Source organism: Bacillus sp. C30, from assembly GCF_040838255.1.
In the GTDB taxonomy this organism is placed as follows: domain Bacteria; phylum Bacillota; class Bacilli; order Bacillales; family Bacillaceae_G; genus Bacillus_A; species Bacillus_A mycoides.
Window position 1 is genome coordinate 36,602 of the sequence record NZ_JBFPJH010000001.1, and the last position, 21,713, is coordinate 58,314.

General features: G+C 38.8%; 38 protein-coding genes. 36 read left to right on the top strand and 2 right to left on the bottom strand.

Features of this window, described 5'->3' with window-relative positions; translation table 11 throughout:
- Positions 1-4 precede the first annotated feature (4 nt).
- The 34 genes from rpsS (at position 5) to salA (ending at position 18,791) form a co-directional block, all read left to right on the top strand.
- Positions 5-283, top strand: coding sequence for a 30S ribosomal protein S19 (gene rpsS / locus AB3X49_RS00185; RefSeq protein WP_000124452.1), 279 nt, complete (start codon positions 5-7; stop codon positions 281-283).
- Positions 284-300: 17 nt separating this feature from the next.
- Positions 301-642 carry a 50S ribosomal protein L22 gene (gene rplV, locus AB3X49_RS00190; protein ID WP_002009773.1) on the top strand — a complete coding sequence of 114 codons (342 nt, stop codon included), beginning with the start codon at positions 301-303 and terminating at the stop codon, positions 640-642.
- Positions 643-645: 3 nt separating this feature from the next.
- The gene (gene rpsC, locus AB3X49_RS00195; RefSeq protein ID WP_002009771.1) at positions 646-1,305 is read left to right on the top strand and encodes a 30S ribosomal protein S3; all 660 of its coding nucleotides are present in this window, start codon (positions 646-648) and stop codon (positions 1,303-1,305) included.
- 1 nt (position 1,306) lies between these two features.
- A complete protein-coding gene (rplP, locus tag AB3X49_RS00200) occupies positions 1,307-1,741 on the top strand; it encodes a 50S ribosomal protein L16 (RefSeq protein ID WP_000928969.1) in 435 nt (144 codons plus the stop codon).
- Entirely contained in the window at positions 1,731-1,931 is a 201-nt protein-coding gene (gene rpmC, locus AB3X49_RS00205; protein ID WP_002091523.1) for a 50S ribosomal protein L29, read from the top strand. Before rplP ends, rpmC begins: the two co-directional genes overlap by 11 nt.
- 20 nt (positions 1,932-1,951) lie before the next feature.
- Positions 1,952-2,215, top strand: a complete 264-nt coding sequence (rpsQ, locus tag AB3X49_RS00210) for a 30S ribosomal protein S17 (RefSeq protein WP_002091526.1) — start codon at positions 1,952-1,954, stop codon at positions 2,213-2,215.
- Between the two features lie 43 nt (positions 2,216-2,258).
- Positions 2,259-2,627 (top strand): 50S ribosomal protein L14, encoded by a 369-nt coding sequence (gene rplN / locus AB3X49_RS00215; RefSeq protein WP_000615912.1) that lies wholly within the window; start codon positions 2,259-2,261, stop codon positions 2,625-2,627.
- Between the two features lie 38 nt (positions 2,628-2,665).
- Positions 2,666-2,977: a 50S ribosomal protein L24 gene (gene rplX, locus AB3X49_RS00220; RefSeq protein ID WP_000558201.1), complete on the top strand. Its 312-nt coding sequence runs from the start codon at positions 2,666-2,668 to the stop codon at positions 2,975-2,977.
- 26 nt (positions 2,978-3,003) lie between these two features.
- Positions 3,004-3,543 (top strand): 50S ribosomal protein L5, encoded by a 540-nt coding sequence (gene rplE, locus AB3X49_RS00225; protein ID WP_002091528.1) that lies wholly within the window; start codon positions 3,004-3,006, stop codon positions 3,541-3,543.
- 33 nt (positions 3,544-3,576) lie between these two features.
- Positions 3,577-3,762, top strand: coding sequence for a 30S ribosomal protein S14 (gene rpsN / locus AB3X49_RS00230; protein ID WP_001085700.1), 186 nt, complete (start codon positions 3,577-3,579; stop codon positions 3,760-3,762).
- A gap of 29 nt (positions 3,763-3,791) precedes the next feature.
- Positions 3,792-4,190, top strand: coding sequence for a 30S ribosomal protein S8 (gene rpsH, locus AB3X49_RS00235; protein WP_002009764.1), 399 nt, complete (start codon positions 3,792-3,794; stop codon positions 4,188-4,190).
- 32 nt (positions 4,191-4,222) lie between these two features.
- The gene (rplF, locus tag AB3X49_RS00240) at positions 4,223-4,762 is read left to right on the top strand and encodes a 50S ribosomal protein L6 (RefSeq protein WP_002009762.1); all 540 of its coding nucleotides are present in this window, start codon (positions 4,223-4,225) and stop codon (positions 4,760-4,762) included.
- Positions 4,763-4,793: 31 nt separating this feature from the next.
- A complete protein-coding gene (rplR, locus tag AB3X49_RS00245; RefSeq protein WP_002009761.1) occupies positions 4,794-5,156 on the top strand; it encodes a 50S ribosomal protein L18 in 363 nt (120 codons plus the stop codon).
- Positions 5,157-5,177: 21 nt separating this feature from the next.
- Entirely contained in the window at positions 5,178-5,678 is a 501-nt protein-coding gene (gene rpsE / locus AB3X49_RS00250) for a 30S ribosomal protein S5 (RefSeq protein WP_002009759.1), read from the top strand.
- Positions 5,679-5,691: 13 nt separating this feature from the next.
- Positions 5,692-5,874, top strand: coding sequence for a 50S ribosomal protein L30 (gene rpmD, locus AB3X49_RS00255; RefSeq protein ID WP_001085231.1), 183 nt, complete (start codon positions 5,692-5,694; stop codon positions 5,872-5,874).
- A gap of 33 nt (positions 5,875-5,907) precedes the next feature.
- Positions 5,908-6,348, top strand: coding sequence for a 50S ribosomal protein L15 (gene rplO, locus AB3X49_RS00260; protein ID WP_002009754.1), 441 nt, complete (start codon positions 5,908-5,910; stop codon positions 6,346-6,348).
- Entirely contained in the window at positions 6,348-7,649 is a 1,302-nt protein-coding gene (gene secY / locus AB3X49_RS00265; RefSeq protein ID WP_002124688.1) for a preprotein translocase subunit SecY, read from the top strand. Before rplO ends, secY begins: the two co-directional genes overlap by 1 nt.
- Positions 7,650-7,703: 54 nt before the next feature.
- Positions 7,704-8,354, top strand: coding sequence for an adenylate kinase (locus AB3X49_RS00270; RefSeq protein ID WP_002124689.1), 651 nt, complete (start codon positions 7,704-7,706; stop codon positions 8,352-8,354).
- Positions 8,354-9,100 carry a type I methionyl aminopeptidase gene (map, locus tag AB3X49_RS00275; RefSeq protein WP_000582542.1) on the top strand — a complete coding sequence of 249 codons (747 nt, stop codon included), beginning with the start codon at positions 8,354-8,356 and terminating at the stop codon, positions 9,098-9,100. Before AB3X49_RS00270 ends, map begins: the two co-directional genes overlap by 1 nt.
- A gap of 68 nt (positions 9,101-9,168) precedes the next feature.
- A complete protein-coding gene (infA, locus tag AB3X49_RS00280) occupies positions 9,169-9,387 on the top strand; it encodes a translation initiation factor IF-1 (protein WP_001029884.1) in 219 nt (72 codons plus the stop codon).
- Between the two features lie 35 nt (positions 9,388-9,422).
- Complete coding sequence (gene rpmJ / locus AB3X49_RS00285; protein ID WP_000868344.1) at positions 9,423-9,536, top strand: 50S ribosomal protein L36; 114 nt, start codon at positions 9,423-9,425, stop codon at positions 9,534-9,536.
- A 21-nt stretch (positions 9,537-9,557) separates the two neighbouring features.
- Positions 9,558-9,923, top strand: a complete 366-nt coding sequence (gene rpsM, locus AB3X49_RS00290; protein ID WP_002009746.1) for a 30S ribosomal protein S13 — start codon at positions 9,558-9,560, stop codon at positions 9,921-9,923.
- Between the two features lie 24 nt (positions 9,924-9,947).
- Positions 9,948-10,337 carry a 30S ribosomal protein S11 gene (gene rpsK, locus AB3X49_RS00295; RefSeq protein ID WP_002009745.1) on the top strand — a complete coding sequence of 130 codons (390 nt, stop codon included), beginning with the start codon at positions 9,948-9,950 and terminating at the stop codon, positions 10,335-10,337.
- A gap of 180 nt (positions 10,338-10,517) precedes the next feature.
- A complete protein-coding gene (locus AB3X49_RS00300; protein ID WP_002009743.1) occupies positions 10,518-11,462 on the top strand; it encodes a DNA-directed RNA polymerase subunit alpha in 945 nt (314 codons plus the stop codon).
- A 35-nt stretch (positions 11,463-11,497) separates the two neighbouring features.
- Positions 11,498-11,860: a 50S ribosomal protein L17 gene (gene rplQ / locus AB3X49_RS00305; protein ID WP_000331490.1), complete on the top strand. Its 363-nt coding sequence runs from the start codon at positions 11,498-11,500 to the stop codon at positions 11,858-11,860.
- 104 nt (positions 11,861-11,964) lie between these two features.
- Positions 11,965-12,807: an energy-coupling factor ABC transporter ATP-binding protein gene (locus AB3X49_RS00310; protein WP_002009740.1), complete on the top strand. Its 843-nt coding sequence runs from the start codon at positions 11,965-11,967 to the stop codon at positions 12,805-12,807.
- The gene (locus AB3X49_RS00315) at positions 12,783-13,664 is read left to right on the top strand and encodes an energy-coupling factor ABC transporter ATP-binding protein (RefSeq protein WP_367960099.1); all 882 of its coding nucleotides are present in this window, start codon (positions 12,783-12,785) and stop codon (positions 13,662-13,664) included. The genes AB3X49_RS00310 and AB3X49_RS00315 overlap by 25 nt, the downstream gene beginning before the upstream one ends.
- Positions 13,652-14,446, top strand: coding sequence for an energy-coupling factor transporter transmembrane component T family protein (locus tag AB3X49_RS00320; protein WP_002124692.1), 795 nt, complete (start codon positions 13,652-13,654; stop codon positions 14,444-14,446). The genes AB3X49_RS00315 and AB3X49_RS00320 overlap by 13 nt, the downstream gene beginning before the upstream one ends.
- A 14-nt stretch (positions 14,447-14,460) precedes the next feature.
- Positions 14,461-15,204: a tRNA pseudouridine(38-40) synthase TruA gene (truA, locus tag AB3X49_RS00325; protein ID WP_367960100.1), complete on the top strand. Its 744-nt coding sequence runs from the start codon at positions 14,461-14,463 to the stop codon at positions 15,202-15,204.
- 152 nt (positions 15,205-15,356) lie between these two features.
- Positions 15,357-15,794 carry a 50S ribosomal protein L13 gene (gene rplM, locus AB3X49_RS00330; RefSeq protein ID WP_002029337.1) on the top strand — a complete coding sequence of 146 codons (438 nt, stop codon included), beginning with the start codon at positions 15,357-15,359 and terminating at the stop codon, positions 15,792-15,794.
- Between the two features lie 21 nt (positions 15,795-15,815).
- Positions 15,816-16,208: a 30S ribosomal protein S9 gene (gene rpsI, locus AB3X49_RS00335; RefSeq protein ID WP_002009728.1), complete on the top strand. Its 393-nt coding sequence runs from the start codon at positions 15,816-15,818 to the stop codon at positions 16,206-16,208.
- A gap of 162 nt (positions 16,209-16,370) precedes the next feature.
- A complete protein-coding gene (locus AB3X49_RS00340) occupies positions 16,371-16,799 on the top strand; it encodes a DUF2521 family protein (RefSeq protein WP_002029335.1) in 429 nt (142 codons plus the stop codon).
- Between the two features lie 66 nt (positions 16,800-16,865).
- Positions 16,866-17,579 carry an N-acetylmuramoyl-L-alanine amidase CwlD gene (gene cwlD / locus AB3X49_RS00345; protein WP_002009721.1) on the top strand — a complete coding sequence of 238 codons (714 nt, stop codon included), beginning with the start codon at positions 16,866-16,868 and terminating at the stop codon, positions 17,577-17,579.
- A 144-nt stretch (positions 17,580-17,723) separates the two neighbouring features.
- Entirely contained in the window at positions 17,724-18,791 is a 1,068-nt protein-coding gene (gene salA, locus AB3X49_RS00350; protein ID WP_002204569.1) for an iron-sulfur carrier protein/transcriptional regulator SalA, read from the top strand.
- A gap of 50 nt (positions 18,792-18,841) precedes the next feature.
- Here the strand turns inward: salA and gerD are convergent, their stop codons facing one another.
- Positions 18,842-19,459: a spore germination lipoprotein GerD gene (gene gerD, locus AB3X49_RS00355; protein ID WP_002091554.1), complete on the bottom strand. Its 618-nt coding sequence runs from the start codon at positions 19,457-19,459 to the stop codon at positions 18,842-18,844.
- Positions 19,460-19,598: 139 nt separating this feature from the next.
- On the opposite strand from gerD, the gene kbaA reads away from it, so the two are divergent.
- Positions 19,599-20,210, top strand: coding sequence for a KinB signaling pathway activation protein KbaA (kbaA, locus tag AB3X49_RS00360; RefSeq protein WP_012260175.1), 612 nt, complete (start codon positions 19,599-19,601; stop codon positions 20,208-20,210).
- A 124-nt stretch (positions 20,211-20,334) separates the two neighbouring features.
- Here the strand turns inward: kbaA and pdaB are convergent, their stop codons facing one another.
- Positions 20,335-21,099 carry a polysaccharide deacetylase family sporulation protein PdaB gene (gene pdaB / locus AB3X49_RS00365; protein WP_367960102.1) on the bottom strand — a complete coding sequence of 255 codons (765 nt, stop codon included), beginning with the start codon at positions 21,097-21,099 and terminating at the stop codon, positions 20,335-20,337.
- Between the two features lie 193 nt (positions 21,100-21,292).
- On the opposite strand from pdaB, the gene AB3X49_RS00370 reads away from it, so the two are divergent.
- A complete protein-coding gene (locus AB3X49_RS00370; protein WP_033708173.1) occupies positions 21,293-21,511 on the top strand; it encodes a hypothetical protein in 219 nt (72 codons plus the stop codon).
- Positions 21,512-21,713 lie beyond the last annotated feature (202 nt).

The window sequence follows — 21,713 nt, forward strand, 5'->3', positions numbered from 1 at the left end:
CAAAATGGCTCGTAGCTTAAAAAAAGGACCATTTGTCGATGATCACTTAATGAACAAAATGGAAAAATTAGTTGCATCTGAGCAAAAACAAGTTGTTAAAACTTGGTCTCGCCGTTCAACAATCTTCCCTCAGTTCATCGGGCATACAATTGCTGTATATGATGGTCGTAAACACGTACCTGTGTACATCACTGAGGATATGGTTGGCCATAAGTTAGGTGAATTCGCACCAACTCGTACGTATAAAGGTCACCTTGCTGACGATAAGAAAACTAGAAGATAATGAGAGGAGGCACTTCAATGCAAGCTAAAGCAGTAGTGAGAACAGTTCGTATTGCTCCTCGTAAGGTTCGTTTAGTAGTAGACTTAATCCGAGGTAAGCAAGTGGGTGAAGCGATTGCTATCCTTAACCACACACCAAAAACTGCTTCTCCAGTTGTAGAAAAAGTTTTAAAATCTGCAATCGCAAATGCAGAGCACAATTATGAGATGGATATTAACAACCTAGTTGTTGAAAAAGTCTTCGTTGACGAAGGTCCAACGTTGAAACGTTTCCGTCCACGTGCAATGGGTCGTGCAAGCCAAATTAACAAACGCACAAGCCACATCACAGTTGTGGTATCAGAAAAGAAGGAGGGATAATCGATGGGTCAGAAGGTTAATCCAATTGGTCTTCGTGTCGGTATTATCCGCGACTGGGAATCTCGTTGGTTCGCTGAGAAAGATTATGCTACGTTATTACATGAAGACATCAAAATCCGTGAGTACATTACTGTACGCTTAAAAGATTCTGCTGTTGCTAAAGTAGAAATCGAACGTGCAGCAAATCGTGTAAATGTTACAATTCACACTGCAAAACCTGGTATGGTAATTGGTAAAGGTGGTACTGAAGTTGAAGCACTTCGTAAAGCTCTGAACCAATTAACAGGCAAGCGTGTACACATTAACATTTTAGAAGTTAAGAGAGCTGATCTTAACGCTAAATTAGTGGGCGAAAACATCGCTCGTCAATTAGAAAACCGTGTATCATTCCGTCGTGCACAAAAGCAAGTTATTCAACGTGCTATGCGTGCAGGAGCAAAAGGTATTAAAACACAGGTTTCTGGTCGTCTTGGCGGGGCTGATATCGCTCGTGCAGAATCTTACAGTGAAGGAACTGTTCCACTTCATACACTTCGCGCTGATATTGACTATGCAGCAGTTGAAGCTGATACAACATACGGTAAATTAGGCGTAAAAGTATGGATCTACCGTGGAGAAGTCCTTCCTACAAAAAAGAAAGCTTCTGAGGAAGGAGGAAAATAATATGTTAATGCCAAAACGCGTAAAATATCGTAGAGAGCATCGTGGTAAAATGCGTGGTCGTGCAAAAGGTGGAACTGAAATTGCTTTCGGTGAATTCGGTTTACAAGCACAAGCTGCTTCATGGATTACAAACCGTCAAATCGAAGCTGCTCGTCGTGCAATGACTCGTTACATGAAACGTGGCGGTAAAGTATGGATTAAAATTTTCCCTTCTAAACCTTACACTGCAAAACCTCTAGAAGTACGTATGGGTTCCGGTAAAGGGGCACCAGAAGGCTGGGTAGCAGTAGTAAAACCTGGGAAAATTATGTTTGAAATCGCGGGTGTATCTGAAGAGGTAGCACGCGAAGCATTACGTCTTGCAGCTCACAAACTACCTGTGAAATGTAAATTCGTAAAACGTGAAGAAAATGGTGGTGAATCTAATGAAAACTAATGATATTCGTGAATTAACCACTGCCGAAATCGAAACAAAAGTTAAAGCTTTAAAGGAAGAATTGTTCAATCTTCGCTTCCAACTTGCTACAGGACAATTAGAGAATCCAACTCGCATCCGTGAAGTGCGTAAAGCGATTGCTCGTATGAAAACTGTAGTTTGTGAAAGAGAGATCGGAATTAATCGATAAATTGAGGGGAGGTTTGCATAGTGAGCGAACGTAACCAACGCAAAGTTTATACTGGTCGTGTTGTGTCTGATAAAATGGACAAAACGATTACAGTTTTAGTTGAAACTTACAAAACTCATTCCTTGTACGGAAAACGTGTTAAGTATTCTAAAAAGTACAAAGCCCATGATGAGCAAAACCAAGCAAAACTTGGCGATATCGTTAAAATCATGGAAACTCGCCCGCTTTCTGCTACTAAGCGTTTCCGTTTAGTTGAAATCGTTGAAGAAGCGGTTGTTATCTAAATAGACGAATCGGAATTTTTAGTCCGAAGGGAGGTTTCATAACATGATCCAACAAGAATCTCGTTTGAAAGTTGCTGACAACTCTGGTGCACGTGAACTTTTAACAATTAAAGTATTAGGCGGCTCTGGTCGTAAATATGCTAATATTGGTGATATTATCGTTGCTACGGTAAAACAAGCAACACCAGGTGGCGTTGTTAAAAAAGGTGACGTTGTTAAGGCAGTAGTGGTACGTACGAAGAGCGGAGCTCGTCGTCCGGACGGTTCTTATATTAAATTTGATGAAAACGCAGCGGTTATCATCAAAGACGATAAGAGCCCACGTGGTACTCGTATCTTCGGACCAGTAGCTCGTGAATTACGTGATAGCAACTTCATGAAGATCGTTTCTTTAGCTCCAGAAGTTCTATAATTTAAGGTATTGCCTTGCTAAGGAGGTGCAGAATTAAGATGCATGTAAAAAAAGGTGATAAAGTTCAGGTAATCACTGGTAAAGACAAAGGAAAACAAGGCGTTATCCTTGTGGCTTTCCCAAAGCAAAACCGTGTTATCGTTGAGGGTGTTAACATCGTTAAAAAACACTCTAAGCCATCTCAATTAAATCCACAAGGTGGAATTATTACGAAAGAAGCACCTATTCACGTTTCTAATGTTATGGTATTAGATCCGAAAACAGGCGAACCTACTCGCGTAGGCTTCAAAGTAGAAGATGGTAAAAAAGTTCGTATTGCAAAAAAATCTGGTGAATTATTAGATAAATAATTTTCTTAAGAAAGGAGGTCACTTCATTGAATCGCCTTAAAGAGAAGTTCCAAAAGGAAATTACTCCTGCTCTAATGAGCAAGTTTAACTATAAATCTGTGATGGAAGTACCGAAAATCGAAAAGATCGTAATCAACACTGGTGTTGGTGACGCGGTATCTAACTCAAAAGCTTTAGACAATGCAGTAGAAGAATTAACGCAAATCGCAGGTCAAAAACCTGTTGTAACTCGCGCTAAAAAATCAATCGCTGGTTTCCGTCTTCGTGAAGGTATGCCAATCGGTGCGAAAGTAACTTTACGCGGACAACAAATGTATGAGTTCTTCGACAAATTAGTATCAGTTTCTTTACCACGTGTACGTGATTTCCGTGGTGTTTCTAAGAAATCATTCGATGGTCGTGGGAACTACACATTAGGTGTTAAAGAGCAACTAATTTTCCCTGAGATTGATTATGATAAAGTAAGTAAAGTCCGCGGTATGGACATCGTAATCGTTACTACAGCGAAAACTGATGAAGAAGCTCGTGAACTTTTAACACAATTCGGTATGCCATTCCAAAAATAATGGAAGCCAACGCTAAGTAGAGGAGGCGAAAACGTGGCTAAAAAATCTATGATCGCGAAACAAAAGCGTACTCCTAAGTTTAAAGTACAAGAGTATACACGTTGCGAACGCTGCGGTCGTCCGCATTCTGTATACCGCAAATTTAAGCTTTGCCGTATTTGTTTCCGTGAACTTGCATATAAAGGTCAAATTCCTGGTGTTAAAAAAGCTAGTTGGTAAAACCCACAAATGGGAAGGAGGTAAAACACATGGTGATGACAGATCCAATTGCAGACATGCTTACTCGCATCCGTAATGCGAACATGGTACGTCATGAGAAATTAGAGGTTCCTGCTTCTAAAATCAAAAAAGAGATCGCTGAACTTTTAAAACGTGAAGGTTTCATTCGTGATGTAGAATACATTGGGGATAACAAACAAGGTATCCTTCGTATTTTCCTGAAATATGGTGCAAACAATGAACGTGTAATCACTGGATTAAAACGTATCAGTAAACCTGGCTTACGCGTTTACGCAAAAGCTGATGAAGTACCACGTGTACTTAACGGATTAGGTATCGCTCTTGTTTCTACATCTAAGGGAGTAATGACAGACAAAGACGCTCGTCAATTACAAACTGGTGGAGAAGTAGTAGCATACGTTTGGTAATATATATTTAAAACGAACGGAGGTGTGACCACATGTCTCGTATTGGTAAAAAGATTCTTGAAATCCCTGCAGGTGTTACTATTACAGTTGCAGAAGACAATACTGTAACAGTAAAAGGCCCTAAAGGTGAATTAACTCGTACTTTCAAAACTGATATGTCTATCAAAATTGAAGAAAATACACTAACAGTTGAGCGTCCATCTGAACAGAAGGAACACCGTGCATTACACGGTACAACTCGTGCTTTAATCGGAAACATGGTTGAAGGTGTAACTACAGGTTTCGTACGCGGACTTGAATTAGTCGGTGTTGGTTACCGTGCTCAAAAACAAGGAGATAAACTTGTTTTAAGCGTAGGTTATTCTCATCCAGTAGAAATGACTCCAGAAGCAGGACTTGAAGTTGAAGTACCTGTACCAACTAAAATCGTAATTAAAGGTATCGACAAGCAACGTGTTGGCGAATTTGCTGCTAACATCCGTGCTGTACGTGCTCCTGAACCATATAAAGGTAAAGGTATTCGTTACGAAGGCGAAGTTGTTCGTCGTAAAGAAGGTAAAACTGCTAAGTAAACCCGTTAGGTGAAAGAAAGGAGTGACAAGAATGATCACTAAAGCTGCTAAAAATGCGACTCGTAAGAAAAGACATGCACGTGTACGTGCTAAACTTACTGGTACTGCAGAACGTCCACGTTTAAACGTGTACCGTTCTAACCAACATATTTACGCTCAAGTTATTGATGATGTAAATGGTGTAACATTAGTAAGTGCATCTACTCTTGATAAAGACCTTGCTCTTAACGGTACTAGCAATACTGAAGCTGCTACGAAAGTTGGAGAATCAGTTGCTAAGCGTGCTGTAGAGAAAGGCGTTAAAGAAGTAGTATTTGATCGCGGTGGTTACTTATACCATGGCCGTGTTAAAGCTCTAGCTGAAGCTGCTCGTGAGGCTGGATTACAATTTTAATGGTCAAAGGAGGGAAAATTGATGCAACGCATTGACCCAAGTAAATTAGAACTTGAAGAACGTGTAGTTACGATAAATCGTGTCGCGAAAGTTGTTAAGGGTGGTCGTCGTTTCCGCTTTGCTGCACTAGTTGTAGTTGGCGATAAAAACGGTCATGTTGGATTCGGTACTGGTAAAGCACAAGAGGTACCAGACGCAATCCGTAAAGCTATCGAAGACGCTAAGAAAAACCTAATCGCTGTACCATTAGTTGGTACAACAATTCCACACACAATCAACGGTCATTTTGGAGCTGGTGAAGTATTCTTAAAACCTGCTGCTGAGGGTACTGGTGTTATTGCTGGTGGACCTGTTCGTGCGGTACTAGAATTAGCTGGTGTACAAGATATTCTTTCGAAATCTCTTGGTTCTAACACACCAATCAACATGATTCGCGCTACTGTGAACGGATTAAGCGAACTTAAGCGCGCTGAAGATGTTGCAAAATTACGCGGTAAATCTGTAGAAGAGCTACTAGGTTAAGGAGGGAAAACAAATGGCGAAAAAGTTAGAAATTACCCTCACTCGTAGTGTAATTGGTCGTCCACAAGATCAACGTGCGACGGTAGAAGCTTTAGGTCTTAAAAAGTTGAATTCAACTGTAGTTAAGGAAGAAACTCCTGCTATTCTTGGTATGATCAACAAAGTTTCTCACCTTATAACTGTAAAAGAAGCTTAAGGATAACTCATTAATATAAGGAGGTGCCTGGGAATGAAACTTCATGAATTAAAACCTGCAGAAGGTTCTCGTAAAGTACGTAACCGTGTCGGTCGTGGTATCGGTTCTGGTAACGGTAAAACTGCTGGTAGAGGTCATAAAGGACAAAACGCACGTTCTGGCGGCGGTGTTCGTCTTGGCTTCGAAGGTGGTCAAACTCCACTATTCCGTCGTTTACCAAAACGCGGCTTCACAAACATTAACCGTAAAGAGTTTACTATTGTAAACTTATCAACGTTAAATCGTTTTGAAGATGGTACAGAAGTAACACCTGAATTATTGCTGGAAACTGGCGTTATCAGCAAATTAAACGACGGTGTTAAAATTCTTGCAAGCGGAGCAGTAGAGAAAAAATTAACTGTTAAAGCGCACAAGTTCTCTTCAAGTGCTAAAGAAGCAATTGAAGCAGCTGGCGGATCAGTTGAGGTGATCTAATGTTTCGTACAATCTCCAACTTTATGCGCGTTGCTGAGATAAGACGTAAAATATTATTCACTTTAGCGATGTTAGTCGTATTCAGGATTGGCACGTTTATCCCAGTGCCATTTACAAATGGAGACGTACTGAAAGCACAAGATCAATTAAATGCCTTAGGTATCCTAAATACATTTGGCGGTGGCGCCTTGAAAAACTTCTCCATCTTCGCGATGGGAATCATGCCGTATATTACAGCATCCATCATCGTGCAATTATTGCAGATGGATGTTGTTCCTAAATTTTCGGAATGGTCGAAGCAAGGCGAAATGGGCCGTCGTAAACTAACGCAATTCACGCGTTACTTTACAATTGTTCTTGCGTTTATTCAGGGGTTTGGTATGTCAATCGGTTTTAACGGTATGGTAGGTGGGCAATTAATTTTGAATCCAGGTTGGAGCACTTATTTATACATTGCTACGGTACTGACTGCTGGTACTGCATTTTTAATGTGGTTAGGTGAACAGATTACAGCTAAAGGTGTAGGTAATGGTATTTCCATTCTTATCTTTGGCGGTATTGCCGCAGCGATCCCAAGTGTTATATCTCAAGTGTATCAACAACAGTTTCAAAATATCGGAGATCAATTGTTCATGAGTATCGTTAAAGTTGCATTGATTTTACTAGCTGTGCTAGCGGTTATTGTTGGTGTTATTTTCATTCAACAGGCTGTTAGAAAGATCCCAATTCAATACGCGAAGCGTGTAACAGGAGGGAATGGGAATCATGCTGGAGCACAAAACACTCATTTACCACTTAAGGTAAATAGTGCGGGTGTTATTCCAGTCATTTTTGCTGTTTCATTCTTAATTACGCCTCCAACTATTGCACAGTTCTTCCCGAAACATGATGTGTCGCAGTGGATTATTGCAAACTTTAACTATTCTCACCCAGTGGGAATGATCATATATGTTGCGCTCATTGTAGCCTTCACATATTTCTATGCATTTGTTCAGGTTAATCCAGAGCAAATGTCAGAGAATCTAAACAAGCAAGGTGGATATGTTCCAGGTATTCGTCCGGGTAAGAATACAGAACAATATCTAACAAAAATCTTGTATCGTTTGACCTTTGTGGGATCAATTTTCCTAGCAGCGATTGCAATCTTACCAGTTATCTTTACGAAATTGGGAAATCTTCCTCCATCTGCACAGATTGGTGGAACGAGTATGTTAATCGTTGTCGGCGTTGCTTTAGAAACAATGAAGCAGCTAGAAAGCCAATTGGTAAAACGCCATTACAAAGGGTTTATCAAGCAGTGAGTAAGTGGGAAGAACTGTCTTCCCTACATGCTCATGTACTGAGGGGGAACAAGGATGAACTTGATTTTAATGGGGCTTCCTGGTGCTGGTAAAGGTACACAAGCCGAACAGATTATTGCCAAGTATAACATCCCTCACATCTCAACAGGAGATATGTTCCGTGCAGCTATGAAGGCTGAAACTGAACTTGGTTTACAAGCAAAATCTTTTATTGATAAAGGTGCGCTTGTTCCAGATGAAGTTACAATTGGAATTGTTCGTGAACGTTTAAGCCAAGAAGACTGTATTAAAGGCTTCTTATTAGATGGTTTCCCACGAACTGTTGCACAAGCATCAGCTCTTGAAGAGATTATGAAAGATCTTGGCAAAAAAATCGACTATGTTTTAAACATTAATGTGGATTCAGGGTTGTTATTAACACGCCTTACAGGCCGTCGCATTTGTAAAGAATGCGGTGCGACTTACCACTTAGAATTCAATCCGCCAGCAAAAGCTGATGTGTGCGATAAATGTGGTGGCGAATTATATCAACGCTCTGATGACAATGAAGAAACTGTAGCAAATCGTTTAGATGTAAATATTAAGCAAACAAAACCTTTGCTTGATTTCTACGAGGAGCTTGGCTACTTACAAAGCATTAATGGTGAGCAAGATATCAATAAAGTATTTGCTGATATCGATGTTCTCATCGGAGACTTAGCGTAATGATCATCTGCAAAACTCCTCGCGAGATAGAAATCATGCGAGAAGCTGGCAGGATCGTTGCTTTAACTCATCAAGAGTTGAAACAACATATTACTCCAGGAATTACAACGAAAGAGCTCGATCAAATAGCGGAAAAGACGATTCGAAAATATGGTGCTACGCCATCTTTTAAAGGATACAACGGATTTCCGGGGAGCATTTGTGCTTCTGTAAATGAAGAGCTTGTACACGGGATTCCAGGGAAGCGTAAGCTCGAAGAGGGCGATATCATCAGTATCGATATTGGTGCGAAATACAATGGGTACCATGGTGATTCTGCATGGACGTATCCAGTTGGAAACATTTCTGAATCTGTTCAAAAGCTACTTGATGTCACAGAAAAATCGTTGTATCTTGGTCTAGAACAAGTAAAACCAGGCGAAAGATTATCAAATATCTCGCATGCGGTTCAAACACATGCTGAAGAGAATGGGTTCTCGATCGTTAGGGAGTATGTTGGTCACGGAATCGGGCAAGACTTACATGAGGACCCTCAAATCCCGCACTATGGTCCACCAAATAGAGGCCCTAGATTAAAGCCGGGAATGGTCATCTGTGTTGAGCCGATGGTGAATCAAGGAAGACGATATGTAAAAACACTATCTGATGACTGGACAGTGGTAACGGTAGATGGTAAATGGTGTGCCCATTTTGAGCACACGATTGCTCTTACAGAAGCAGGATACGAAATCCTTACCACTTTATAAGTAGCTGGCTCTCCGGGATTTCAGAGCAGTGTAAAATGTTACTGATTTGAAGAAGGGAGAACTATTGAATGGCTAAAGATGATGTAATTGAAGTCGAAGGTACCGTTCTTGAAACGTTGCCAAATGCTATGTTCAAAGTAGAATTAGAGAATGGGCATGTCGTATTGGCTCACGTTTCTGGTAAAATCCGTATGAATTTCATTCGTATTTTACCAGGAGACAAAGTTACGGTAGAATTATCTCCGTACGATTTAAATCGTGGTCGTATTACGTACCGTTTTAAATAATATAGCACTCCGTAATCTTTAAGGAGGTTCGAGACATGAAAGTAAGACCGTCAGTTAAACCAATCTGCGAAAAATGTAAAGTTATTCGTAGACGTGGAAAAGTAATGGTTATTTGTGAAAACCCTAAACATAAACAAAAACAAGGTTAATCAGAAGGAGGTGCATTCAAAATGGCACGTATCGCAGGTGTAGATATTCCTCGTGACAAGCGCGTTGTTATTTCTTTAACTTACGTATTCGGCATTGGTCGCACAACTGCTGAAAAAATTCTTACAGAAGCTGGTATTTCTTCGGAAACACGAGTTCGTGATTTATCGGAAGATGAATTAGGACGTATCCGTGATATCATCGATCGTATTAAAGTTGAGGGAGACCTTCGTCGTGAAGTATCTCTTAACATTAAACGTCTAATGGAGATCGGTTCTTACCGTGGTCTTCGTCACCGTCGTGGTTTACCAGTTCGTGGTCAAAACTCTAAAAACAATGCTCGTACACGTAAAGGTCCACGTCGTACAGTAGCAAATAAAAAGAAATAATAAGTAAAGGAGGTTGAACTAACAATGGCACGTAAAACAAACACTCGTAAAAAACGTGTGAAAAAGAATATTGAAGCTGGTATAGCTCATATTCGTTCTACTTTCAACAACACAATCGTAACACTTACAGATACTCATGGTAACGCACTTTCTTGGTCTAGTGCTGGTGCACTTGGTTTCCGTGGATCTCGTAAATCTACTCCATTCGCTGCGCAAATGGCTGCTGAAGCTGCTTCTAAAGTTGCAATGGAGCATGGTTTAAAAACTTTAGAGGTTACTGTTAAAGGTCCTGGTGCTGGTCGTGAAGCTGCAATTCGTGCTCTTCAAGCGGCAGGTCTAGAAGTAACAGCAATTAGAGATGTTACTCCAGTTCCTCATAATGGATGTCGTCCACCAAAACGTCGTCGTGTGTAATTTTTCTGTATAGAATTTTCCCTTTTGTCTATAATGGATATGATGCATTATCGAGAAATTTCGTACAGAAACATCGCTTGTTGTGCACAATCGGGAACTGCCTAAGGGGGACTTTCGGTTAAACAGAGGTTCTTCCTTTGTTTAACCGGGGTTTCGACGTTTTGAAGGAGGGTTTAGTTAATGATTGAAATCGAAAAACCGAAAATCGAAACGGTTGAACTTAACGAAGATGCTAAGTATGGCAAATTCGTGATTGAACCGCTTGAGCGTGGATATGGTACTACTTTGGGTAACTCCTTACGTCGTATTCTTTTATCCTCACTCCCTGGTGCCGCTGTAACTGCTATCCAAATCGATGGCGTTTTACACGAATTTTCAACAGTTGAGGGCGTAGTAGAAGACGTTACGACGATGATCTTAAACTTGAAAAAGTTAGCTCTTAAAATCTACTCTGAAGAAGAGAAGACGTTGGAAATCGATGTACAGGGCGAAGGTATTGTCACAGCTGCTGATATTACTCACGATAGTGATGTTGAAATCTTAAATCCAGATTTACACATTGCGACGTTAGCAAAAAATGCGCATTTCCGCATGCGTTTAACTGCAAAGCGTGGCCGTGGGTATACGCCAGCTGATGCAAATAAAAGCGAAGATCAACCAATAGGAGTAATTCCTATTGATTCTATTTATACTCCAGTATCACGTGTGACTTACCAAGTGGAAAAGACACGTGTCGGACAAGTGGCTAATTATGATAAGCTTACGCTTGATGTATGGACGGATGGAAGCATCGGGCCAAAAGAAGCTATCTCTTTAGGTGCCAAAATCTTAACTGAGCATTTAAATATCTTTGTTGGTTTAACTGACGAAGCACAAAATGCTGAGATTATGGTCGAGAAGGAAGAAGATCAAAAAGAAAAAGTTCTTGAGATGACTATCGAAGAACTAGATCTTTCTGTTCGTTCTTATAATTGCCTAAAACGTGCAGGAATTAATACTGTACAAGAGCTTGCGAACAAAACAGAAGAAGATATGATGAAAGTTCGTAACTTAGGACGTAAATCCTTAGAAGAAGTTAAACATAAACTTGAGGAATTAGGTTTAGGTTTACGTAAAGACGACTGAGGATTTAAACCCATCAACAAAGGAGGGAACTACGAATGGCATACAGAAAATTAGGCCGTACAAGTGCGCAACGTAAAGCTATGTTACGTGATTTAGCTACTGATTTAATTATCAACGAGCGCATCCAAACGACAGAAACTCGTGCAAAAGAACTTCGTTCTGTAGTGGAAAAAATGATCACTTTAGGTAAACGCGGAGATCTTCATGCTCGTCGTCAAGCAGCAGCTTTCATCCGTAATGAGGTTGCTAACGCTGAGACTGGTCAAGATGCACTTCAAAAATTATTCGCTGATGTAGCTCCACGCTATGCTGAGCGCCAAGGCGGATACACTCGTATTGCAAAAATTGGTCCACGTCGCGGAGACGCAGCACCAATGGTAATTATCGAGTTAGTATAATGATGATTAAAAGGGCAGGACAGTTCTTTTCAAGTAACTGGTCATGGCCCTTTTTTTTTAAGTATAAAAATAGGCTAACTTGACGAAAGAAAGGGTGCCTTGTATTGAAAAAAGAGAAACTTCGGACAGAAAATATATCATTTCAATATCCTGGGGCAGCCTCTTATGCATTAAAAGATGTTTCGTTTTCCTTATATGAAGGAGAATGGGTATCTGTTATTGGACAAAATGGTTCAGGGAAGTCTACACTTGCAAAATTATTGAATGGCTTATTTTTACCGGAATCAGGGAAAATTACTTTAAATGATACAATGATTTTATCAGAGGAAACAGTATGGGATGTTCGAAAGCAAATTGGCATGGTATTTCAAAATCCAGATAATCAATTTGTTGGAACGACAGTACAAGATGACGTTGTATTCGGCCTAGAGAACATCGGAATGCCAAGGGAGCAGATGATAGAAAGACTAGAACAAGCTCTGCAACTTGTCCGTATGGAAGATTTTTTAAATGAAGAACCCCATTCGTTATCTGGTGGACAAAAGCAGCGAGTCGCAATAGCAGGTGTTCTAGCACTTCAACCATCTATTTTAATACTAGATGAAGCAACTTCAATGTTAGACCCTCAGGGGAGACGTGAAGTAGTAGAAACGGTCAGACAACTTGTTGATCAAAAGGGTATTACGGTATTATCGATTACGCACGATTTAGAAGAAGCGGCACAGTCAGACCGTATTATTATTTTGAACAAGGGAGAAATATTAGAGGAAGGTACTCCAGAGCAAATTTTCAAATCCTCTCATATGCTCCAAGAGATTGGATTAGATGTACCTTTTTCGGTGAAAATAGCAGAATTATTAAAAAGAAATGAAATTCACTTGCAAAATACGCATCTTACAATGGAAAGCTTGGTGAACGAACTTTGGAGATTACATTCCAAAAAGTAGAACATCGTTATCAATATAAAACTCCATTTGAAAGACGCGCACTTTATGATGTAGGCGTGTCGTTTCCAAGTGGGGGCTATTATGCCATTATCGGTCATACTGGTTCAGGTAAGTCGACGATGATTCAACATTTAAATGGTTTATTGCAGCCGACAAATGGTACGGTTCAAATTGGTGAACATTTAATTTCAGCAGGGAAGAAAGAGAAAAAGCTTAAGCCGCTACGAAAAAAAGTAGGGGTTGTCTTTCAGTTTCCAGAACATCAACTATTTGAAGAAACAGTTGAAAAGGACATTTGTTTTGGACCGACTAATTTTGGTGTATCTGAAGAAGAGGCAAAACAAAAGGCGAAAGATGCAATCCAGCTTGTTGGATTGGACATAGAGTTATTAGCACGTTCTCCGTTTGAATTAAGCGGTGGGCAAATGAGGCGTGTTGCAATAGCAGGCGTACTTGCGATGGAACCCGAAGTGCTTGTATTAGATGAACCTACAGCAGGGCTTGATCCAAAAGGACAGCACGAGCTCATGGAGATGTTTTACAATTTGCATAAGGAACAGGGGCTTACAGTCATTCTTGTTACCCATAATATGGAGGATGCCGCTAAGTATGCAGATCAAATAGTGGTCATGCATAAAGGAACGGTCTTTTTGCAAGGAAGAGCAGAGGAAGTATTTTCATATGCTGATGAATTAGAACAAATCGGTGTGGATCTTCCAATGTCTTTAAAGTATAAACGTGCAATTGAAGAGAAGTTTGGTATTTCAATTTCGAAGGCTACCTTATCTTTAGAGGATCTTACTCATGAAGTTGTACAGGTGTTACGAAAAGGTGGTCATGAATCATGCAGCAGTTGATTATTGGGAGATATATTCCAGGTCAGTCACTCATTCATCAACTTGATCCTCGTACGAAGCTGTTGATTGTCTTTTTATATGTATTTGTTGTTTTCTTAGCAAATAATGCGATTTCATATGGATTTTTATTTTTATATGCACTCATTGCTTTATTTTTTGCAAAAGTGCCGATTCGTTATGTACTTTCGGGCTTAAAACCAATTCTGTGGATTTTTCTTTTTACATTTTTCCTGCATATTTTTACAAATAAAGAAGGGGAAGTACTATTCCAGCTTGGTTGGTTTTCGATACATGAAAAAGGATTAGAGCAAGGAATATACATTTCTATACGATTCTTCGTTATTATTTTAATGACGACATTATTAACGTTAACGACGACACCTATTGAAATTACAGATGGGTTGGAGACGTTATTAAAGCCGTTCAAGCGTATAAAAGTTCCTGTTCATGAAATCGCATTAATGATGTCAATTTCACTACGTTTTATCCCGACATTAATGGATGAAACGAGTAAAATTATGAAAGCACAAGCGTCACGTGGCATTGATTTCGCCGGGGGACCGATAAAAGATAGGATGAAAGCTATTATCTCACTACTCGTTCCATTATTTATCAGTGCTTTTAAGCGTGCAGAGGACTTAGCGATTGCGATGGAATCTCGTGGATATAAAAGTGGCGAAGGACGTACTAAATTTAGGCAACTACGCTGGAAAATAAGTGATACAGTAACAATTGTAAGCTTACTTTGTTTAGCTTGTATTTTGGCATGGGTGCGGTCGTAATGGAGAATAGAGAAATGGAAAGAATAAAATGTACAGTTGCATATGATGGCATTCATTTTTGTGGTTACCAAATTCAACCACAGCATCGGACTGTTCAACAAGAAATAGAGAAAGCATTGCGGAAGTTGCATAAAGGAGAACTTGTTCGTGTGCAGGCATCAGGCAGAACGGATTCTACCGTTCACGCCAAAGGACAAGTGATACACTTTGATACACCTTTGTCTCTTGAAGAGTGGCAATGGAGTAATGCTTTAAATACAATGTTGCCGGATGATATTATTATCAGGCAGGTAGAGAAGAAAACAGAAGAATTTCATGCACGTTACGGTGTCGAGAAAAAAGAATATCGCTATCGTGTATTATTATCAAAGACTGCGGATGTATTCCGTAGAAATTATGTATATCAATATCCATATCCACTCGAAATAAACTCTATAAGAAAAGCGATTCCTTATTTTATTGGAACGCATGACTTTACTTCTTTTTGTTCGGCAAAAACTGACAAAAAAGATAAAGTACGAACAATTTATGAAATCGAATTAATTGAGCAAGACGATGAATTAATTTTTCGCTTTGTAGGTAATGGATTTTTATATAATATGGTCAGAATTATTGTTGGTACGTTACTTAGCGTAGGTCAAGGAAAGCTTGATCCGGATAGTATTCCAGAGATTTTAGCGAAACAAAATCGCCAGTTTGCTGGAAAGATGGCTCCAGGTCATGGACTTTACTTATGGCGGGTAAACTATAACAACTAATCCTGGTGTAACATTTGCTTGACATTAGAAACTCAAAAGTATATCATAACATATGGTATTGTTTCTAAAACCACGATTAGCCCCGGAAGGAAATCGTGTTTAAGATAAACAATAGATTTTTTCTATGGAAAAGATAACGAGGAGGGAAACACATGCGTACGACTTTTATGGCAAAAGCTAACGAAGTTGAGCGTAAATGGTATGTGGTTGATGCTGAAGGTCAAACTTTAGGTCGCCTATCTACTGAAGTAGCATCCATTTTACGTGGTAAACACAAACCAACATTTACACCACACGTTGACACGGGTGATCATGTAATTATTATTAACGCTGAGAAAATTCATTTAACAGGTAATAAATTAAACGATAAAATTTACTACCGTCACACTAACCACCCAGGTGGACTTAAGCAAAGAACAGCTCTAGAAATGCGTACAAACTACCCTGTACAAATGTTAGAGCTTGCAATTAAAGGCATGCTTCCAAAAGGACGTTTAGGACGTCAAGTGTCTAAGAAATTAAACGTGTATGCTGGAGCAGAGCATCCACACCAAGCACAACAACCAGAAGTTTACGAACTTCGCGGATAATTAATTAAAGGAGGGCTTACTTTGGCACAGGTTCAATACTATGGCACTGGACGTCGTAAGAGTTCAGTAGCGCGCGTACGCCTAGTTCCAGGCGAAGGACGCGTTATTATTAACGGTCGTGATTTTGAAAACTATATCCCATTTGCTGCATTACGTGAAGTAGTGAAACAACCTCTAGTTGCAACAGAAACTTTAGGTAACTACAATGTACTTGTAAACGTAAATGGTGGTGGATACACTGGTCAAGCTGGTGCTATTCGTCACGGTATTTCTCGCGCTTTATTAAAAGCTGATCCAGAATACCGTCTAACATTAAAACGTGCGGGTCTATTAACTCGTGACGCACGTATGAAAGAGCGTAAAAAATACGGTCTTAAAGGCGCACGTCGTGCACCTCAGTTCTCAAAACGTTAATTTTTGCGAACTACAAACCCCAACCATTTTGGTTGGGGTTTTTTTATGTTTAATTCTTCTTTTGTAATTTTTTTAGCTTGGAATATTTTAGTGCTACCGTCCTACGTATGCTTCTTCTTTAGAAGTTTAGACTAATACGTATTAGGGAGGTTTATAAGTACTATGAATGTCATTGTCAGCTTACAAGAAAAACAAAAAGAAAAGCAGTTAAAATACGAGCGGAAGATGCTGCGAGAATTATCATTAAAAACATTGCGTTTAAATATTCGTGATGCCTTTCAGATGCAAGAACTTCATCGTCAGTATGAAGATTATTGCATTGAACTAGGGATAGAATCTTATTTATTAGGAGCGAGATACAGTAAATTTGGTTATCATGGCGAATCATTCTTTGATGTGAAATATAGGGCTTTAGAAGAAGAACAACAATTAACTGAAACGTTATTTCAATTTTTAACGAGTATGACTATACGTGAAATTAAGTTGCAAGACGAGGAATTGCTTTTTGAATCTTGCCAGCAGTTTATCGGCTTGTGGTGGCAGGAAGGCTATGAAAAAGGCGAAAGAAGATATCGATTAAAGCTACACTAAGACAAGCATAAACTTTCCTCTTGTCCCATATAAGTAATTAGAGGGACTAGCTGGAGGAGGAAAGGTATGAAGAGAATTCGAATTATCTCTTTTGCGCTCGCTGCGGTTGTTTTGTTTTTTTTAGTTAAACAAGAATTTCAAATTACAAAATCGTGGCGAGCTTGGAATTTACCCTTATCAGGGAAAGTGATTGTACTAGATGCTGGGCATGGTGGGCCAGACGGAGGGGCTGTTGGTGGAAAGGATATTGTAGAAAAAGACATTACACTTGAGATTACAAAAAAGGTACAAGATTATTTACAAGAACAAGGTGCTTTAGTTATTTTAACGCGTGAAGGAGATTATGATTTAGCTAATAAAGATACAAAGTCATATAGTAGACGTAAAGCAGAGGATTTAAAAAAGCGTGTTGAGATCATTAATAAGCCTGATGTAGACTTTTTTGCGAGTATTCATTTAAATGCCCTAACTAGTAGTGGATCTAAAGGCGCACAAACGTTCTACTATCGTTCTTCGATTGAAAATGAACGGGCTGCGAAATTTATACAAGCTGAATTGAGAACAAGCTTAGAAAATACGAATCGTTCTGCTAAAACAATTCCTCACGTGTATTTATTGAAGTATGCCAAAACACCAGGTGCTTTAATTGAGGCTGGCTTTTTATCGAATGTGAATGAAAGATATATGTTAAATTCGGAGAAATACCAACAAAAAGTAGCTGCTGCAATATATCGTGGTATATTACGTTATTTTACGGAAAAAGGAAATCCTCCAGAATAAGGAGGATTTTTTCGAGTTTCTCTCGTTAACGAAGTTTTCCGAAAATATGTTATACTGGAAATGTAAACGCATTTATTTTAAAAATAAAGAGAGATAAATTTAATTAACAATACGTTATTTTTCATACAGGGGGCTGGGCTAATTATGGTAACAAAAGAGCAGGTAGTGGAAGCATTGGAAGGGATTGTAGATCCGTTTATACATAAAACGTTAAAAGAAACAAATGCAATTAAAGAGGTGACAGTCAAGCCTGAGAAGGAACATGTAAGTGTTAAAATTGCAATTGTAAAGACGGGTACAGCGGAACAAATGCAGTTGCAGTCTGGGATTGTAAAGTTAGTAAAAGAACTTGGAGCAACAACAGTGGGACTTCGTTTTGCAGAATTTACAGAAGAGGAATTAGCTCAGTTTGCACCACCGCAAGAGGAAGAGAAAAGTGAATCCTTATTATCACCGAACTCAAATACAACATTTTTAGCAGTGGCAAGTGGAAAAGGTGGAGTAGGGAAATCAACTGTTTCTGTTAACCTTGCAATTGCTTTAGCTCGTTTAGGCAAAAAGGTTGGTATCATCGACGCGGATATTTACGGTTTTAGTGTACCGGATATGATGGGTATAGAAAAACGTCCAATCGTAAGAGGTGATAAGATAATACCAGTGGAGCGTCTAGGCGTGAAAGTAATCTCAATGGGATTCTTTGTAGAAGATAACGCACCTGTTATTTGGAGAGGACCGATGCTTGGGAAAATGTTAAATCACTTTTTCACAGAAGTAGAGTGGGGTGATTTAGATTACTTAGTATTGGACCTACCACCAGGTACGGGTGATGTTGCTTTAGATGTACATTCGATGTTGCCAGCTTGTAAAGAGATTATTGTAACAACGCCGCATCCAACAGCGGCATTTGTAGCAGCGCGCGCTGGAGCCATGGCTTTACGTACAGAACATAGTATTCTTGGTGTTGTTGAAAATATGGCGTATTTTGAAAGTAAAGCAACTGGTGAAAAAGAGTATGTGTTTGGAAGAGGTGGAGGAGATAAATTGGCTACGGAACTCCAAACGGATGTACTTGGCCGAATTCCACTTCAACAACCTGATTGGAATAAAGAGGACTTTGCGCCGTCAGTATATGAAGATACACATACAACGGGTCTCATTTATCGTACGATAGCTGAGACAGTTATTGATAAAACAGCTGTTACACAAAAGTAAAGTAGTAATGAGTGGACAATATATACATTGTCCACTCATTGCTATAATTTTTATTGTTGTTCTTTGTTCCCATCTTGAGAACCGCCTTCACCACCTGCGCCTTTCTTATCAGACCCACCTTTTTCGGCTTTTTGTACACCTTTACTAATGATGTCAATCATCTTAGCTTGGAAGAGAGGGCTTTCGGCAGTTTCAGTTAGTACTTGCTGTAAATATTGACGATATTCTTTACTCTTCATTGTTTGTAACATAATTTTCTCTACTTCAGGATTTTTCATAATCTCTATAACACCTGATTGGTATTCAGGATCTTTTAGTAAAGTTTTCATTAAGTTTGTTTGTTCTTTTCCCATACTTTTAGCAAATTTCGATGAGAACTCAGGGTCTTTAAAGAGCTTTTCCCAGAATTGTTGCCCTTTTTCAGATACCAGTGCATCTTCAATCGTTTTCTTTACTACTGTTTCATCTAGTATGAGTGCTTGTTTCATTTTTTCATCAGTTAATACATCTTGGATCGCTTTTTTTCCTTGATCGGTTTTTAAAATATCAACAATCATTTTTTTTGTTTGATCATAATCAAGTTCGGATTTTGCTTCTTTTTCTTGTGCACATGCCGCTAGTGCTATAAATAGAAAAGAAGAAATCAAAACGAGCAGCATCCGTTTCATAAGTTGGAGCTCCTTTCAGCAAAGTTCTCTTTTTTTAATATAAATCTCTTTAAGGAATTTATACATTAACATGGCTAGCTTTTTGAAATTGTCATTGTTACAATTTAATTAGAAATATAAGAATAATGGGGGATGTGTTGTGAATAGCCGCAAGTGGGTACGACTATTTTTTACGACGTTGTTTCTTGGTGGGATTAGCACAGTCTTTATTGGTTTTGTTTTAGAGTGGGACAAGTACGCTAAATTTTTTCGAAATTTCGACGGAAAAGAGATTTTAGCAATTTCCTTTTGGTTGATGGGTGTAGGATTTATTTTTAGTGTTATAAGTCAAATGGGGTTCTTTGCGTATTTAACGATCCATCGTTTTGGATTAGGTATGTTTCGGTCATCTTCTTTATGGAATACAGTGCAACTGTTCTTTATTGCGTTCGTATTGTTTGATTTCGTTTATTTAAGGTCAGTACTTGTTGCAAATGGGGAAGTTTCATTAGGGAATAACATACTTGTTGCTGGGATGTTATTTGTGTTTGGGGCAATTGTCGCTTATATAAAGAGTAAAGAAACGAATAAAAAAGCATTCGTTCCCGCTCTGTTCTTTATGGTTGTTGTAACAATTCTTGAATGGGTACCAGCGCTCCGGATTAATGATACAGATTGGTTATATTTAATGGTGATACCACTTTTATTATGTAATTCATATCAGTTACTTGTATTGCATCGTTTAATTGGACAAAAGAGTAAGTCAGCTTAATGAGGAGAGTGGATTTTTAATTATCCAGATTCTTATCGTCTGTAAATGCTAGGATAAAAAAGCTCTGCTATCTTAACAAAAGATAGCAGAGCTTTTTATGTGTGAAGAACCGTGTAGAAAGGAACTACTTAATATCTTCACTTTTTGTACTTGTGTTGGAAATAAGTTGTGATACAGATGTTTGTTCATATCCGTCGCTCTTTAATTTTTGTAAGAGTAATGGTAAAGCCTTATTTGTTTGAAGGGCAGAATCAGAAGCATGTAATAAGACGATATCTCCACCCTTTAAATTGCTAGAGACTGTGGAAATGATTTTATTTACGCCGGGATTTTTCCAGTCATTTGAATTGTTACTCCAATGAACGATGGTGTATCCGAGTGATTCCGCTATTTTAAGAGTTGTTTTGTTAAAATCGCCACTAGGTGGACGTAATAGCTTGACTTGTTTTACGCCAAGTTTCGTAAAAACATCTTGTGCCCGCAAAAGATCTCGTCGTATTTCATTTGCTTCTAGTGAAGTGTAGGATGTGTAATTATAGCCCATACTACCAATCTCATGTCCATCTTTCATGATGCGTTCGACAATATCAGGGTGTCTTTCAGCCCATGCAGCAGAGAGAAAGAAGGTTGCATTCTTAATTTCTCTTTCTTTGAGTGTATTAAGGATTGGAATAGCTTTTTTGTCCCCCCAACTAATGTCAAACGTGAATGCAACTTGTTTTTTTGCAGTGTCCCCTTTGTAAATCACTTTAGGGCCAGTAGCAGTTGAAAAAGTAGATTCATGTGAATATGTTTTTAAAAAGAGTAGCCATGCTGTAAATAAGGAAAGTACGATTATTAAGCTAATGTGTTTAAATGTTCTTTTACTCGTAATAAAAAAGAAAAACATAATATTACGCCCCTTTGTCCAATCCTTTTCAGTTACATATATGCTTTAAATTAAAAAAAGAGAACAAGGGATTAATATCGTAAGTGGTGGATATAATGAGTGATAGAATTTTGTTTTTTGATGATACAGTATTGATAATTGAAAATGAGTGGGGCGTTTATCGGTACACGTAAGGAGTTATTGGGGTGATAATTTGCTTGGGATTATGTTGACGAAGGAAGAGAAAAAAGAAATTGAATACATACTGAAGAGAGAGTTAGAGGAACTTTTATTTGATTTTGAAGATGAGCGTATACATAGCGTTGTAAAAAAGGCGATGGAAGAAAGGTATAAAATCATTTTTTGTTTATTTCGGAGAGTTGCTAATAGGGAAGAATGTATTCGTTATGTAAGAAAAAGAATTTTTTATTAAAAAGTGTTGACGCTAAGAGTAAGGATATGATAAATTAATAAACGTCGCTGATGCAGAAACGCAGAAAACGACAAAAAAGAAATTAAAAAACTTAGTTGACATCGAAAAATGAAGATGTTAACATAAGGAAGTCGCAAATGAGCGACTAAGTAGTTCTTTGAAAACTGAACGAAACAAACAACGTGAACGTCAATTTTTATTT

What these genes read in the sequence shown, in the direction of transcription:
- rpmC (WP_002091523.1), top strand. Translation starts at nt 1,731, where the DNA reads ATGAAAACTAATGATATTCGTGAATTAACCACTGCCGAAATCGAAACA.
- gerD (WP_002091554.1), bottom strand. Translation starts at nt 19,459, where the DNA reads ATGAAACGGATGCTGCTCGTTTTGATTTCTTCTTTTCTATTTATAGCA.
- pdaB (WP_367960102.1), bottom strand. Translation starts at nt 21,099, where the DNA reads ATGTTTTTCTTTTTTATTACGAGTAAAAGAACATTTAAACACATTAGC.
- infA (WP_001029884.1), top strand. Translation starts at nt 9,169, where the DNA reads ATGGCTAAAGATGATGTAATTGAAGTCGAAGGTACCGTTCTTGAAACG.
- rpmD (WP_001085231.1), top strand. Translation starts at nt 5,692, where the DNA reads ATGGCGAAAAAGTTAGAAATTACCCTCACTCGTAGTGTAATTGGTCGT.
- rpsM (WP_002009746.1), top strand. Translation starts at nt 9,558, where the DNA reads ATGGCACGTATCGCAGGTGTAGATATTCCTCGTGACAAGCGCGTTGTT.
- rplP (WP_000928969.1), top strand. Translation starts at nt 1,307, where the DNA reads ATGTTAATGCCAAAACGCGTAAAATATCGTAGAGAGCATCGTGGTAAA.
- rplX (WP_000558201.1), top strand. Translation starts at nt 2,666, where the DNA reads ATGCATGTAAAAAAAGGTGATAAAGTTCAGGTAATCACTGGTAAAGAC.
- rplV (WP_002009773.1), top strand. Translation starts at nt 301, where the DNA reads ATGCAAGCTAAAGCAGTAGTGAGAACAGTTCGTATTGCTCCTCGTAAG.
- map (WP_000582542.1), top strand. Translation starts at nt 8,354, where the DNA reads ATGATCATCTGCAAAACTCCTCGCGAGATAGAAATCATGCGAGAAGCT.
- rplQ (WP_000331490.1), top strand. Translation starts at nt 11,498, where the DNA reads ATGGCATACAGAAAATTAGGCCGTACAAGTGCGCAACGTAAAGCTATG.
- rplO (WP_002009754.1), top strand. Translation starts at nt 5,908, where the DNA reads ATGAAACTTCATGAATTAAAACCTGCAGAAGGTTCTCGTAAAGTACGT.
- rpsE (WP_002009759.1), top strand. Translation starts at nt 5,178, where the DNA reads ATGCAACGCATTGACCCAAGTAAATTAGAACTTGAAGAACGTGTAGTT.
- AB3X49_RS00300 (WP_002009743.1), top strand. Translation starts at nt 10,518, where the DNA reads ATGATTGAAATCGAAAAACCGAAAATCGAAACGGTTGAACTTAACGAA.
- secY (WP_002124688.1), top strand. Translation starts at nt 6,348, where the DNA reads ATGTTTCGTACAATCTCCAACTTTATGCGCGTTGCTGAGATAAGACGT.
- rpsS (WP_000124452.1), top strand. Translation starts at nt 5, where the DNA reads ATGGCTCGTAGCTTAAAAAAAGGACCATTTGTCGATGATCACTTAATG.
- rplF (WP_002009762.1), top strand. Translation starts at nt 4,223, where the DNA reads ATGTCTCGTATTGGTAAAAAGATTCTTGAAATCCCTGCAGGTGTTACT.
- rplR (WP_002009761.1), top strand. Translation starts at nt 4,794, where the DNA reads ATGATCACTAAAGCTGCTAAAAATGCGACTCGTAAGAAAAGACATGCA.
- rplM (WP_002029337.1), top strand. Translation starts at nt 15,357, where the DNA reads ATGCGTACGACTTTTATGGCAAAAGCTAACGAAGTTGAGCGTAAATGG.
- rpmJ (WP_000868344.1), top strand. Translation starts at nt 9,423, where the DNA reads ATGAAAGTAAGACCGTCAGTTAAACCAATCTGCGAAAAATGTAAAGTT.
- AB3X49_RS00320 (WP_002124692.1), top strand. Translation starts at nt 13,652, where the DNA reads ATGCAGCAGTTGATTATTGGGAGATATATTCCAGGTCAGTCACTCATT.
- truA (WP_367960100.1), top strand. Translation starts at nt 14,461, where the DNA reads ATGGAAAGAATAAAATGTACAGTTGCATATGATGGCATTCATTTTTGT.
- rpsH (WP_002009764.1), top strand. Translation starts at nt 3,792, where the DNA reads ATGGTGATGACAGATCCAATTGCAGACATGCTTACTCGCATCCGTAAT.
- rpsK (WP_002009745.1), top strand. Translation starts at nt 9,948, where the DNA reads ATGGCACGTAAAACAAACACTCGTAAAAAACGTGTGAAAAAGAATATT.
- AB3X49_RS00340 (WP_002029335.1), top strand. Translation starts at nt 16,371, where the DNA reads ATGAATGTCATTGTCAGCTTACAAGAAAAACAAAAAGAAAAGCAGTTA.
- salA (WP_002204569.1), top strand. Translation starts at nt 17,724, where the DNA reads ATGGTAACAAAAGAGCAGGTAGTGGAAGCATTGGAAGGGATTGTAGAT.
- cwlD (WP_002009721.1), top strand. Translation starts at nt 16,866, where the DNA reads ATGAAGAGAATTCGAATTATCTCTTTTGCGCTCGCTGCGGTTGTTTTG.
- rpsC (WP_002009771.1), top strand. Translation starts at nt 646, where the DNA reads ATGGGTCAGAAGGTTAATCCAATTGGTCTTCGTGTCGGTATTATCCGC.
- AB3X49_RS00270 (WP_002124689.1), top strand. Translation starts at nt 7,704, where the DNA reads ATGAACTTGATTTTAATGGGGCTTCCTGGTGCTGGTAAAGGTACACAA.
- rplN (WP_000615912.1), top strand. Translation starts at nt 2,259, where the DNA reads ATGATCCAACAAGAATCTCGTTTGAAAGTTGCTGACAACTCTGGTGCA.